The organism is Telluria sp. Soil_C_11, from assembly GCF_057657395.1.
Window position 1 is genome coordinate 111895 of sequence record NZ_JBDGIN010000004.1, and the last position, 13425, is coordinate 125319.

The 13425-nt window shown below is 68.1% G+C and carries 12 protein-coding genes; 3 read left to right on the top strand and 9 right to left on the bottom strand.

The genetic code is table 11. The features are described 5' to 3' along the window. The first annotated feature begins 1 nt into the window (after position 1). Positions 2-1714: a D-alanyl-D-alanine carboxypeptidase/D-alanyl-D-alanine endopeptidase gene (dacB, locus tag AC3A6M_RS08500; protein ID WP_487852288.1), complete on the top strand. Its 1713-nt coding sequence runs from the start codon at positions 2-4 to the stop codon at positions 1712-1714. Next, positions 1711-2247: a GNAT family N-acetyltransferase gene (locus AC3A6M_RS08505; protein WP_487852289.1), complete on the top strand. Its 537-nt coding sequence runs from the start codon at positions 1711-1713 to the stop codon at positions 2245-2247. Before dacB ends, AC3A6M_RS08505 begins: the two co-directional genes overlap by 4 nt. A gap of 7 nt (positions 2248-2254) precedes the next feature. On the opposite strand, the gene AC3A6M_RS08510 is transcribed toward AC3A6M_RS08505, so the two are convergent. The 9 genes from AC3A6M_RS08510 to murQ all read right to left on the bottom strand — a co-directional run bounded on the left by AC3A6M_RS08510 (position 2255) and on the right by murQ (position 11878). After that, positions 2255-3001, bottom strand: a complete 747-nt coding sequence (locus AC3A6M_RS08510; protein WP_487852290.1) for a hypothetical protein — start codon at positions 2999-3001, stop codon at positions 2255-2257. A gap of 129 nt (positions 3002-3130) precedes the next feature. Continuing rightward, entirely contained in the window at positions 3131-3769 is a 639-nt protein-coding gene (locus AC3A6M_RS08515; protein ID WP_487852291.1) for a M15 family metallopeptidase, read from the bottom strand. A 13-nt stretch (positions 3770-3782) separates the two neighbouring features. Next, a complete protein-coding gene (locus AC3A6M_RS08520) occupies positions 3783-4697 on the bottom strand; it encodes a LysR family transcriptional regulator (protein WP_487852292.1) in 915 nt (304 codons plus the stop codon). Between the two features lie 60 nt (positions 4698-4757). Beyond that, positions 4758-5678, bottom strand: a complete 921-nt coding sequence (locus tag AC3A6M_RS08525) for an N-acetylmuramoyl-L-alanine amidase (RefSeq protein ID WP_487852293.1) — start codon at positions 5676-5678, stop codon at positions 4758-4760. Between the two features lie 38 nt (positions 5679-5716). Continuing rightward, positions 5717-6646, bottom strand: a complete 930-nt coding sequence (locus AC3A6M_RS08530; protein ID WP_487852294.1) for an N-acetylglucosamine kinase — start codon at positions 6644-6646, stop codon at positions 5717-5719. Between the two features lie 120 nt (positions 6647-6766). Beyond that, positions 6767-8335 (bottom strand): glycoside hydrolase family 10-like protein, encoded by a 1569-nt coding sequence (locus tag AC3A6M_RS08535; RefSeq protein ID WP_487852609.1) that lies wholly within the window; start codon positions 8333-8335, stop codon positions 6767-6769. Between the two features lie 60 nt (positions 8336-8395). Continuing rightward, positions 8396-9538 (bottom strand): acyltransferase family protein, encoded by a 1143-nt coding sequence (locus AC3A6M_RS08540; protein WP_487852295.1) that lies wholly within the window; start codon positions 9536-9538, stop codon positions 8396-8398. A gap of 129 nt (positions 9539-9667) precedes the next feature. Continuing rightward, on the bottom strand, positions 9668-10933 hold the full coding sequence (locus AC3A6M_RS08545; RefSeq protein WP_487852296.1) for an MFS transporter: 1266 nt from the start codon (positions 10931-10933) through the stop codon (positions 9668-9670). 63 nt (positions 10934-10996) lie between these two features. Then, positions 10997-11878, bottom strand: coding sequence for an N-acetylmuramic acid 6-phosphate etherase (murQ, locus tag AC3A6M_RS08550; protein ID WP_487852297.1), 882 nt, complete (start codon positions 11876-11878; stop codon positions 10997-10999). 148 nt (positions 11879-12026) lie between these two features. On the opposite strand from murQ, the gene AC3A6M_RS08555 reads away from it, so the two are divergent. Next, complete coding sequence (locus tag AC3A6M_RS08555) at positions 12027-13391, top strand: serine hydrolase domain-containing protein (RefSeq protein ID WP_487852298.1); 1365 nt, start codon at positions 12027-12029, stop codon at positions 13389-13391. The last annotated feature ends 34 nt before the right edge of the window (positions 13392-13425 follow it).

Consider the following 13425-nt stretch of genomic DNA (forward strand, 5'->3'; position numbering starts at 1 on the left):
CATGTTCCGCATCCGCCCGCTTGCCGCTCTTGCCGCCGCCGCCCTCGCTTCTTCGCTGGCCCACGCCCAGCTGCCGGAACCGGTGACGCAAGTACTGCGCACGACCGGCATCGCGGAAGACGCCGTCAGCGTGCTGGTACTGCGCGACGACCGGACCGTGCTGTCGCACCTGGCCGACCGTCCCATGCAGCCGGCCTCGACCATGAAACTGGTGAGCACCCTGGTGGGACTGGACACCCTGGGCCCCGTGTTCCGCGGCCGCACCGAACTGCGCACCACCGGTGAATTGAAGGGCGAGACGCTGAAGGGCGACCTGATCCTGCGCGGCGGCGCCGACGTCGACCTGTCCAGCGAGGCGCTGGAAAACATGCTGCGCAGCCTGCGCTACCAGGGCATCCGCAAGATCGAGGGCCGCCTGGTGGTCGACCGCCAGCTGTTCAATCCGGCGCGCGCCGACCTCGGCGCGCCGCCCTTCGACGAGTCGCCCGAGGCCTATTACAACGTCATCCCCGACGCGGCCATGATCAACAAGAACATGCTGCAGCTCGACATGCGCTCGACCGGCTCGCGCCTCAAGCTGCAGATGCAGCCGGCGCTGCAGGGCGTGACGATCGGCCACGACATGAAGCTGGTCGACGCCGACTGCAAGAAATGGGAAGACGGCTGGAAGCTGCCGGAAGCGGTGCCGCAGAAGAATGGCGGCATCAAGGTGGTGCTGCACGGGACCTTCCCGAAGAACTGCAACCAGAGCTATTCGATCAACGTGGTCGACCGCCAGGAGTACGTGGACCGGTTGTTCCGCGCGACCTGGAAACGGCTCGGCGGCACGATTTCAGGCACGGCCATCGAAGGCGCGACGCCGGCCGAGTCCCGCCTGCTGGCCGAGCACGTCTCGCGCACGCTGCCGGAAATCGTCCGCGATACCAACAAGCCTTCCGACAACCTGCTGGCGCGCCTGATCTTCCTGAGCCTGGGCGCACTGGAGGCGGATCCGGTGCTGGGCAGCCGCCCGGCGGCGGGCAGCGCCGAGCAGACCCTGTCGCGCAGCGACGCCGCGGTGCGTAACTGGATGCGCGCCCACGGCATCGACGACCGCGGCCTGGTGCTCGAAAACGGTTCCGGCCTGTCGCGCACGGAACGGATCACCCCGGTGCAGATGGGCGGCCTGCTGCAGGCCGGCCTGCGCAGCAACTGGGCGCCCGAGTTCCAGTCCAGCATGCCGATCGTCGCCGTCGACGGCACCATGCGCCGCCGCCTGCACGGCAGCCCGGCCGCAGGGCGCGCGCGCATGAAGACGGGCACCCTCAGCAACGTGGTGGCCCTGGCCGGCTATGTGCCGGACGCCACCGGCAAGCCTCTGGTCGTGGTGGCCATGGTCAACAGCGACCTGGCCAGCAATGGCCGCGGCCGCGCCGTGCTCGACACCCTGGTCGACTGGGTGGCGCACCTGGGAGGCCCGGCCCAGCCGGTACTGGCCATCCCCGGACAGCCTGCGCCGAGCCAGCCGGCGCCGGGCCCGCAGCCGACCCCGCAAGGCGTGCTGGCGGCGCCGCCGGCCCAGCCCGAGCAGCCCCTGCAGCCGGCCCAGCCGCAAACGCAACCGCAGCAGCAGCAGCAGCAGCAGCAACAGCAGCAGCAGGGCCAGGACGGCATGCAGCGCCAGCCCCTGCCGCAAGCCGCCCAGCCCGCCCAGCCGGCTGGAGCCGGCCGATGAGCGAGGGCGGGCGTCCTCCCGCCGGCATCCGCATCCGCCGTTTCGCTCCGCAGGAGTGGCCGGCCTACCGCGCCTTGCGCCTGCGCTCGCTGGCCGACGCCCCCGATGCCTTCGGCAGCAGCTTCAAGGCCGAAGAAGCCTGGGCGCACGAACTCTGGATGGCACGCCTGACCGCCGCCGCCGTGTCCGGCCGCGATTGCCCACTGGTCGCGGAGTCAGGCGGCCCGGACGGCGCCATGCTCGGCCTGGTCTGGGCCAAGTGCGACGCCGCGGATGCCGGCATCGTCAACCTGTTCCAGATGTGGGTTGCGCCCGAAGCGCGCGGCCGCGGCGTGGCAGCCGCCCTGGTGGACGAGGCCGTGGCCTGGGCGCGTTCGATCCAGGCACGCATCGTCCAGCTGGGCGTGGTTTGCAGCAACGAGCCTGCCATCCAGCTATATGTGCGCAAGGGATTTTGCAAGGTCGGCGAGCCCGAACCGATCCGTCCGGGCTCGGCGCTCCTCGAGCAGACCATGCACCTGGCGCTGACGTAGCGCCGTATTAATCCGGCTGGCTGACGCCGCCCCCACTACCCGCCTGCGCCGGCGGCGCCGCCCCGGTGCCCGCGCCTGTGCCGATTGCCGTGCCGGCCTGCGCCGCCGCATTCCGGCCCGGCTCCATCCACGGCGTGCCGGCCAGGTTCGGCCTGGCTTCCACCAGCGAGACCTGGGCCCCCGTGCCTTCGCGGATCGCGCGCACCACATCCATCATCGTCGATTCGGTGAATTTTTCCGGCGTGCCGAGGAAGATCCCGCCCAGGCGCCGCGGCCATTGCATCAGGCCGCCCTCGGGCTTGGTGAACACGGCGACCATGTCGAGGTGGTAACCGCTCTTGTAGGGGAACAGGCAGGCGACCAGGTTCATGTCGTCGGTGCCGCGCACGCGCGGCGTCGCCTTGGCCGTCCACGCGGCGCCGTCGCAGCTCGGCCCCTTGGCCACGGGCATGCCCGGCGGGGCGCTGGCCGGATCGGCGATCTTGAAGTGGCCGGGCAGCTCGGTGGCCTCGACTCCCGGCGGGGTTGCAAGCACGGCATCCTTCACGTTGCGGTTGATGCCGTCGCTGGCCGCCTTCGCGACCGTCTGCGCGGGCACCTCGGTCTTGATGTCGAACACCCGGTAGTACTCCACCGTCGTGCTGCGCGACGCCAGCGGATTGCCGCCGCCGTCGGTGCTGCATCCCCCTAGCGTCGTCGCCAACCCGGCCGTCAACCCGGCCGCCAGCGCGCAAGCCTTCATCGTGCCTCTCATCTCGTACCCCCCTGTTGGTTGGACGTCTGTGACGGCTACGATTTTCACGCCCGCTCATGCACAAGGAATGCGTTGGCTCAAGCGTGCGCAGGCGCCGTCAGCATGGCGCCACAGGGATGCGCGGAGGGGTCAGAGCACGCGGCGGAATGTCTGGCGCACCAGGTTGCGGTCGCCGCAATCGAAGTGCCACCACTCGGTGTTGATGCCGACGAAGCCGGCCTGGAACATGGCGTCGCGCAGCAGGCGGCGGTTGGCCACTTGCGCTTCGCTCAGGGCGCCCGTCCGCAGGAAACCTTCTTCCAGCTTCGGGTGCGAGAGTTCGGTCATGTCGTCGAAGCCGGTGCCCATGTCGAGCTCGCGTCCGTCTTCGTCGAGGATGGTGATGTCGAGCGCCATGCCGTAGGAGTGGATCGAGCCGCGCTCCGGATTGGCGAGATACATTTGCAGGCCGGTGCCTTCGAGGGCGTCCCACAGCTGCTGCTGCACGCGCTGCGGGCGCAGGGCATCCAGCACCAGCGGCGTGCAGCCGGGACGCCGTTCCTTCAGCCAGGCCACCACCCGCTCCAGCGCCGCGGCGGCATCGACGTGCAGCCAGGCGCAGTCGTAGGGCGAGTACAGGTCGCGTCCGATGAAATTGTGCGGCGTGGCGTAGCGCAGGTCGACGGCGATGCCGGCGATGGTGGAGAGGTGGCGGAACTCGGGATCGCCGGCGATGTCCTCGCTGGCAACCATCAGCGGTCCGGAAATGCGCGGCCCGGTATTGCTCATGAACTTCCTTTATCTACTTGGTGACTTTATCTACTTTGTCCAGCAGGGCGCGCGCGGTCGCGCCGATGCAGTTGGCCAGCTCGCGCGCACCGTGCGACAGCGGCGCATGGCTCGCCGTCAGCAGGTAGAGCTGGACGGGGATCGCCGGCGCCCACGGGCGGCACTGGACCTTGTCGCGCGCCGCCGAGGCTGCCGTGAACGGATCCAGCACCGCGCTGCCGGCGCCGGCCTCGACCAGCGAGCGGGCGATCTGGTAGGTCTGCACCACGGTGTGGAAGACCGGGTGCACGTCCTGGGCTTCGCAGGCCGCCACCACGGTTTCGCCAAGCGGGTCGCGGTCGGCCAGGCCGATCAGTTCGCCGGACAGGGCGCTCGGCGTGATCGGTTCGCGGCATTCTTCCGGGGTCCAGGTGCCGGCCGGGGCCATCACCATCAGGTTGCCCTGGGCGATCGGTTCGGCTTCGATGCCGGGATGGCGCGGGTCCTGCAGCGACAGCGCCAGGTCGGCCTCGCCCAGGCGCAGCGCGTTCACGATCTCGCTGGTGTGGAAGGTCGCCAGTTCGCAGCGGGTCTGGGCGAACTCGCGGCGCCATACCGTCAGGGCCGAGGGCAGCACGCTGATCGCGATGGTCGGGGTCGACACCAGGCGCACGGTCTCGCCGGCGCGGTTCTTCAGGCTGGCGGCCAGGCGGCGGATGCCCTGCAGGTCGCGGTTCAGCTTTTCGGTCTCGGCGAACAGGCGGTGCGCTTCCGGCTTCGGATACAGCTTGCCGCGCACGCGCTCGAACAGCGGCATGCCCAGCTGCAACTCGGCATGCTGCAGCACCTTGGTCACCGCCGGCTGCGAGATGTGGAGGACCTGGGCGGCACCGCTGATGGTGCCGACCTGCATGATGGCGTGGAAAACTTCGATATGGCGCAGGCGCATCGCTTCATTCCTTCAGGGTGAAAGGGGAAGGATACGAAAATCTGGCGCTGCCGGAAAGCATCAGTGCTGATCTTTTACCGGCGGTGTTGCGGGAACGGCAGTCGGGTCGACGGTCGTGGCGGGCGCCGGCACCGGCGTCGGCTCGGCAGGCGGGACCACGGGCGCCGTCATCACCGGCGGCGGCAGGACCTGCGGCAGCGGCCCGGCCGGGTTGGTCAGCGCTTCCAGCAGGGCGGCGGTCTCGACGTCCGGAATGCCGTCGATGTTGGCAGGACGATATTTCATCTGGAAGGCCGACAGCACGGCGCGGGTCTGCTCGTCCAGGACGCCGGACTGGACCAGGCCGTAGCCCCAGGTCGCCAGTTTCTTCTGGTACCAGGCCACGTCCGGCAGCTGGGCCTGGAACACCGGCGTCACGACCGCCACGCGGGTGGCGTCCGGCCACGTGACCAGGCCGGCGTCGGCCAGTTGCTTCCACGGGAACATCGGACCCGGGTCCTGCTTGCGCAGCGGAGCGATGTCGCTATGGCCGAGCACGTTTTCCGGCGCGATCTGGTTGCGGGTGACGATGTCGCGCACCAGCGGGATCAGGGCGTCGATCTGGTATTGCGGGAACGGCGCATAGACGCGGCCGTTCGGAGTGTCTTTCCAGCCGGGGTTGACGATCTCGATGCCGATCGAGCTGTTGTTCAGCTGGGTAAAGTTCTTCCAGCTCGAATTGCCGGCGTGCCAGGCGGCGTTCTTTTCGTCGACCAGGTTGTAGATGGTCGGCTTCGGCTCGTCGGTGAGCAGGTAGTGGGCGCTCACCTGCTGTTCGGTCAGGATCTTGATCGAGGACGGGCGGTCGCTCACGGTGTAGTGCAGCACCAGGAAGCGGGCGCGCGAGCTCTGGCCCTTGGCCGTGTAGGTCTTGTCGTACTGGGGTCCGGTGACGCAGCCGGTCAGCAGGGCAAGCAGGAGGGTGGCAACAAGGGTCTTCATGGGTCGGTTCGGTCTCGTGGATGGTTCGATCGTTATGATTATGCCGGCGAACGCGGGGGTTCGAGCGCCATGCGTGCGGCCGCGTAATGCGCGCCGCCGGAGGTCTGGCTGAATTCGAGGCCGGCCGGCAGCAGCTCGCGCATCGCCGCCACGATGGACGGGTGCAGCTCGGCCGCGCGGCCCGACACGGCCACCGGTCGCGGGCCGAAGCGCCCGATCAGGGCCCGCGCCAGGCGCGCCAGTTCGTGGCCGGCATTGCGCAGGATGGCGCCGGCGGCCGGGTCCCGGTCCGCAGTGGCGGCCACCGCGAGGGCCAGCTTGCCGACGGCGCCGCGTTCCTGGCCGTAGATGAACTGGCGGGAACAGGCCCAGTCGTCGCCGCCGACGTAATCGAACACGGCCTGCGCCATAGGCGATGCGCGCCAGGCGCCGGGGGATTCGTCTTCGAGGCGCCAGATGTGGCGCAGCGCTTCCTTCGCGATCCAGAAGCCGCCGCCGCCATCGTCCAGCACGACGCCGCGTCCGCCTGCGCGGTGGAACTGGCCGTCGGCGTCGATGAAGGCGCCGATCGAACCGGTGCCGGCGTACACCAGGTAGCCTTCGCCCGGCGCAAAGCTGGCGCGGTAGGCGATTTCCATGTCGCTGCAGAAGTGGATGGCGGTGGCCGGCATGTGCAGCAGCTCGGCCAGCCAGCGCTGCAGCAGTTCGCTGTCGCCGCCGAATCCGGTCAGCCCGGCCTGCACCCGCGCCGGCACCCCGTGCAGCAGCACGCTGGCTGCCAGTTCGGCGAAGGTGGTGCGCACGGTATCGCGTCCATGCGGACTGCCCATTTGAAGGGCCGACAGCCCCGCCACCATGCCCTCGGCCAGGATGCCGCCGCCCGGCGCCGCGAGCGCCCAGCGGGTCTGGGTGCCGCCGGCGTCGATGCCGAGGCCCAGTTCAAGCGTGGAGGATGGGGGTTGGATCATGGTCGAAGCGAAGTGTACGCCGCTACGGGCGGGGTGGACGAATGAAAGGGGGGCGTATACGCATGACGAAAAGTTATATCACCGTCGTCCCCGCGCAGGCGGGGACGACGGTGTCGACTCTCAGGCCTTCTTCCACGCCTGCACCCGCGCACTCTCGTTCCCCAGCCGGTCGACCGCACTCACCACCACCAGGTCCGCCGCTCCCAGCGTCGGATCGTCCGCCACCTCCCACTCCACGCGCGACGCCGGCACCACCGCGAAGCGCCACTGCCCGCCGTAGCGCGACCACACCGCGTACTGGGTATGGGCCTTGCCGGCCGCCAGTTTCAGGCGCACGGCGCCGCCCTTGCGGGTGGCCGCCACCGAGGGCGCTTCCGGCGCCGCCTTGCCGAGCCAGGGCGTGGCCGGCACCAGCGCCGGGGTGGCGTAGGAGATGGTGCGCAGCTGGTCGCCGAGGCCCTTGCGGTTCTCCATCAGCGCGACCATGCTGAAGTGCACGTGGCCGCCGGCGGTCGGGCGCGAGCGGGTGACGGCGATCTGCTCGATGATCTCCTGCGGCGGGTAATCCTTGGCCGGCGGGGCGATGCCGACCCGGCTGGTGTACAGGCCCGGCCAGACGTGGCGGCCCAGGGTGTTCTGGCCGAGCCAGTAGTCGAGCAGCACGTCGTAGGCCTGGCCCGGTTGCTTGATCGACCAGTACAGCTGGGGCGTGAAATAGTCGAGCCAGCCGTTCTGCAGCCAGGTCTCGGCATCGGCGTACAGTTTGTCGTACTGCGAAAAGCCGACGATGCCGGGCGGGCGGCGGTCCGGACGGCCCAGGCCGAAGGGGCTGATGCCGAAGCGCACCCAGCGCTTTTCCTTGTGGATGCCTTCGTACAGCGCCTCGATCAGGCGATTGACGTTCTGGCGGCGCCAGGACGCGCGGTCCAGCTTGCCGCCGCCGGCCAGGTAGCGCTGCCAGGACGGATCGTCCGGGAAGTCGAGTTCCGCCTTCGCGGCCTTGCCGTTCAGCGCGGTCTCGTTGCCTGCCGCCGAATTCGGGGCCTCGATCGGGTAGGGATAGAAATAATCGTCGATGTGCACGCCGTCGATGTCGTAGCGGCGCACCACGTCGAGCACCACGTCCAGGGTCTGCCTGGCGGCCGATTCCTCGCCCGGGTCCATCCACTCGAACTTGCCGTAGGTTTTGACGGCGGCCGGATTGGTGCGGGTGATGTGGTTCGGCGCCGCCGGCGACCTGGCGATGTTGTGGCGCGCGCGGTAGGGGTTGAACCAGGCGTGCAGCTCGAGCCCGCGCGCGTGCGCCTGCGTGACCCAGAACTTCAGCGGGTCGTACCAGGGCTGCGGCGGCTTGCCCTGGGCGCCGGTGAGGTATTCCGACCACGGCTCGATCTGCGAGGCGTAGATCGCATCGGCCGAAGGGCGCACCTGCAGGATGATGGCGTTCAGGTTCAGCGCCCTGGCGCGGTCGAGGATGGCGATCGCCTCCGCCTGCTGCTGGGCGGCGCTCAGGTTCTGCCTGCTGGGCCAGTCGATGTTGGCGACAGTCGAGACCCAGGCGGCGCGGAATTCGCGCGGGGCGGGCGGCGGCGTGTCGCCATCGCCGGCGCCTGCGGTGGCGATCTTGCCGGCGCCCGGGGTCGTGGTACAGGCCGAGAACAGGCCACTCATCGCCAGCGCGCCGGCCATGCCGGCCAGCGCGAACGCGCGTCGTTTCCGATCAGGATTCACAAGCACTCCGTATTCTTCTCAAACTTTGACGAACCATCGTTTGCGCCACATGGCCCAGGCCACCGCGAACATGCAGGCGTTGAACAGCACCGCATGCAGCAGCGAGGTGTTCACGGGCCCGATCGGCAGCGCGGCGATCGGCGCATACAGGGTCTTGCCCAGCGAACGCAGGCTGCCGTCCGGCTGGGTGAATTTAATGTAAGCGAACATCTTGGCCACGAAACCCGACAGCGCGAAGATGAACAGCGCATTCATGCCGTAGATGACGAAGGGCCTGGTCCAGCGCGCAGCGGCTTCGCGCACGGCGGCGTAGGGGTTCACGTCCAGCAGCCAGTAAAAGGCGGAAAACACGATCAAGGCCCAGCCCGTCATCAGGAAGCAATAGGACGGGGTCCACAAGCTCTTGTTTATCGGCATCAGAATGGTATCGAAGATCACGCCGATCCAACAACACAGCAGGCCGGCCAGCAGCATCCAGACGGTCTGCTCGGTGCGGTTCACGCCGGTCGCGAGCCAGCGCCCGGCCAGCACGCCGAACAACTGGCTGCACAGGGCGGGAAGGGTCGACACCAGGCCTTCCGGATCCCAGGTTTTGCTCTGCACCCACAGGTGATTGCCCAGCAGGGAGCGGTCGATCCAGGCGCCGAAATCCTGGCCCGGGGCCAGCACGCCGGCGCCGATGCCGGGCACCGGCACCAGCAGCATCAGCACGCTGTACAGGGTGAGGAGCGCCGCGATCACGGCCAGCTGCATGCGCCAGCCGCAGTACACGACGATGGGCGCGGCCAGCAGCGTGCACAGGGCGATCCGCTGCAGCACGCCGGGGATGCGCACCTTCTCGACGTTAAAGTAGGGCATGAAGTTGAGCAGGAAGCCGATCAGGAAGATCAGCGCGGCGCGCCTGGCCAGTTTCAGCAGCAGCCTGGGCCTGTCGGCGCCGGCGGCCGCGAGGCGTCCCAGCGACAGCGCCATCGCGACGCCGCCGATGAACAGGAAGAAGGGGAAGATGCAGTCGGTGAAGGTCCAGCCGTTCCACTTCGCGTGTTCGAGCTGGGCGTACAGGTGGCTCCAGTCGCCCGGATTATTCACCAGCACCATCGCGGCGATCGTGAAGCCGCGGAAGGCGTCGAGCGAAGCCAGGCGGCTGCTTGTGTCGCGCATTGGTGGTGTCTCCCTTTTGTTATTGTTTGCCTACCGTCGTCCCCGCGAAGGCGGGGATCCAAGTTCTGCGTGCGTTTCGGCTGCGCGAACAAACTTGGGTTCCCGCCTGCGCGGGAACGACGGGAGGTTTTACTTCTTCCCGAACTCCGGATCCACCCGCACCAGCGCCGCCATGACAAAGGCCGGAATGGTCGCCAGGCAGGTCCAGATGAAGAAGTGCTGGTAGCCCAGCATCTCCTGCAGCTTCCCGCTCCACATCCCCGGCACCATCATCCCCAGCGCCATCAGGCCGGTGCAGATCGCGTAGTGCGCGGTTTTATACGGACCGTCGCACACCATGATCATGTACATCATCATGGCGGTGAAGCCGAAGCCGTAGCCGAACTGCTCGATGGCCAGGAAGCCCGAGATCACGGCAAAGCTTTGCGGCTGCATCGTCGACAGGTAGACGAACACCAGGTCCGGCAGGTGCACCGCCGCCACCATCAGCCACAGGCAGCGCTTCAGGCCCAGGCGCGAAATGAGGTAACCGCCGAACAGGCCGCCGATGGTCAGCGCGATGATGCCGATGGTGCCGTAGGCGGTGCCGTACTGCGCGGTGCTCAGGCCCAGGCCGCCCTTCTCGACCGGGTCCTTCAGGAAGGGCGCGACCAGTTTCAGGAGCTGGGCCTCGCCCAGGCGGAAGGTGAGGATGAAACCGAGGATCAGCCAGATGTCGCGCTTGCCGAAGAAGCTGCCGAAGGTGGCCAGGAAGGCGCGCAGCGGGTTCGTCCCTTCGGCAGCGGCGCGGTCGGCGTCGGGCCGCGGCAGCACCGCCTGGTGCCAGGCGAACAGCGCGAAGAACAGGCCGGCCAGCACGAAGAACACGATGGCCCAGGCCTGGTGCACGTCGCCCAGCGAAGTCGCGAGCAGGCCGGCCAGGATCACCAATGGCCCCTGCCCCGCCAGCGTCGCCAGCCGGTAGAAGGTGGAGCGCACGCCGACGAAGGCCGCCTGCTGCTGCTGGCGCAGGCCGAGCATGTAGAATCCGTCGGCCGAGATGTCGTGGGTGGCCGAGGCGAAGGCCATGAGCCACATGACGGCCAGGCTGACCACGAAGAAGGCGGGCAGGTGCAAGGTCGCGCCGACCGCGCCGAGGGCGGCGGCGATCGCCAGCTGCAGCGAAACGGTCCAGCCGCGCTTGGAGCCGAACATGTCGACCAGCGGCGACCACAGCGGCTTGATCACCCACGGCAGGTAGAGCAGGCTGGTATAGAAGGCGATGTCGGCGTTGGAGATCGCCATGTCCTTGTACATGACGACCGACAGGTTGTTGGCGACGATGTAGGGGATCGCCTGGCCGAAGTACAGGGAGGGCACCCACAGCCACGGGTTCTTTGCTTGCGATGTCTGCATAACTCTTTCGTGGTCGGGCATGCCCGGATGCTTGATCGGCGCCGTACGGAACGCCGGCCGGAATCAGCCGGCCAGGGCTTCGCGCACGCTGCCGTTCACGCTATCCAGCAAGGCCTGCGCCTGCTCGACCTGGATTTTCTTGGACAAGGCCACGATCGCAACCTTGACATGGAAGCCGCACTGTTCCAGCACCTGGCGCGCCGTGTCGTCGTCGACGCCGGTAGCGAAGGTGGTCAGGCGAATCGCCCGGCGCACCAGCTTGGCGTTGGTCGCCTTCAAGTCTACCATCAGGTTGCCATAAACCTTGTTCAAACGCACCATCAGGGCGCTCGAGAAGGAGTTCAGCGCGATCTTTTGCGAGGTGCCGGCCTTCAGGCGGGTGCTGCCCGAAATGGCTTCCGGGCCGGTGTCCAGGGTGATGCCGATTTCCGCCTCGTTCGCGACCGGCGCGTCCGGGTTGTTGGCGAAGCCGACGGTCAGCGCCCCGGCGGCGCGCGCGGCGCGCAGGGCGCCCAGTACGTACGGGGTGCCGCCCGACGCCGCGATCAGCAGCACGACGTCGTCCTTGCCCACGTTCACGCTCTGCAGGTCGGCTGCGCCCTGCGCGAGGTCGTCCTCGGCGCCTTCGACGGCGACGAACATCGCATCGGTACCGCCGGCCAGCAGCGCCACCGCGCGGCCGTGCGGCCAGGAGAAGGTCGGGTACAGTTCGACGCTGTCGAGCACGCCCAGGCGGCCCGAGGTGCCGGCGCCGACGTAGATCAGGCGTCCGCCCGCTTGCATGCGCGGCAGCGCGGCCGTGACGGCGGCGGCGATGCGCGGCGCGGCGGCGCGTACCGCCTCCACGGCCTTGAACTGGTCATCGACCAGCACGTTCACCAGTTCGGTGGTGGGATATTGATCCAGGGAAGCGTGTTGCGAGGCGGGGGTTTCGGTGTTCAGCATAATAAAACCAGTGTAATACCAATCCCAACAGCCTGCCATGAAAGGATCGGCCGTTATCATTCCGAAAAGTTATGTACAGTTGCGGCCTATTCATTGGCACGGCCAGCAGCGACTCCGTATGCTGGAATGATAAAGACAAGGAGACGGAATGAACCACGGCAGGCGCAATGTGCTCGGCATGGCTTTGTTGGGCTTGATCGATCCGCTGATGGCGGCCACGCCGGGCAAGGGCACCGCGCCGCCGATGCTGCCCGCGGCCGTGAAGGCGGCGCTCGACCGCGAACTGGCCGCGATCGCCTCGAATCCGGCCTGCGAGCTGGCCAGCCTGTCGGTGCTGGCGATCCGCAATGGCCGGATTGCCTACGAAGGCCAGTTCGGCCAGCGTTTCGTCGGTGTGAATGGGCTGCCGGGCAAGCCGGTCGACTCCCGCACCCTGTTCCGCATCGCCTCGATCTCGAAGATGATGACCACGCTCGGCCTGATGCGCCTGCATGAAGAGGGCAAGGTCGACCTGGACGCCGACGTTTCCGGCTACCTCGGTTTCAGCTTGCGCAACCCGCACTTCCCGGACCAGCCGGTGCTTCTGCGCCACCTGCTCACCCATACCTCGTCCCTGCGCGACGAGGCCGGCTATTCCTGGGGCGTGGACACCGCGCTGAAGGACGTGCTGGTGCCCGGCAGCCGGCTCTACGGCGAAGGTAAGATGTGGGCGGCGAATGCCGGGCCGGGCGCGTATTTCACTTACTGCAACCTCGGCTGGGGCGTGATCGGCACCATCATGGAAAAGGTGACGGGCGAGCGCTTCGACCGCCTGATGCGGCGCCTGCTGGTCGAGCCCCTTGGCCTGCACGCTAGCTACAACCCGTCCGAACTGCCGGCCGCCGACATCGCGAACATCGCCACCCTGTACCGCAAGCGCACCGTCGACACCGAGGTCTGGGATGCGAACGGTCCCTGGATCGCCCAGGCCGACGACTACAGCAAGGCGCCGCCCGCACCGCCGCCCGGCATCGAGCGCTACGTCATCGGCACGAACGCCACGCCGTTCAGCCCGACCGGCGGCCTGCGCATCTCGGCGCGCGACATGGGCACCGTGATGCGCATGCTGATGAACGGCGGTGTGCACGACGGCAAGCGATTTCTTCGACAAGCGACCCTGGACCGGATGTTTTCCCGGCAATGGACCTACGATGGCAAGGGCGGCAACGGCGACAGCCTCGACGGCCTGTTCAACTGCTGGGGCCTGGGCAACGAGCAGTTCCCGGACGATCCCGCCACCCATACCCGCCTGGTCGAGGGCGGCGGCTTCGCGGCGGTCGGCCACCTGGGCGATGCCTACGGCCTGATGTCGGTATTCGCCGCCGATCTCAGGAACGGCAACGGCATGGTCGCGCTGGTGGGCGGCACCTCGACCGATCCGCTGGCCTACAAGGGCGCCTATTCCTCGCTGGCCCGGTTCCAGGAGCAAATCCTCACGGCGATGCACCGGCGCGCCATCCTGGTGCGCGCATGACCGGCGGTTATGCCTGTCCGCTCTACATTCATTA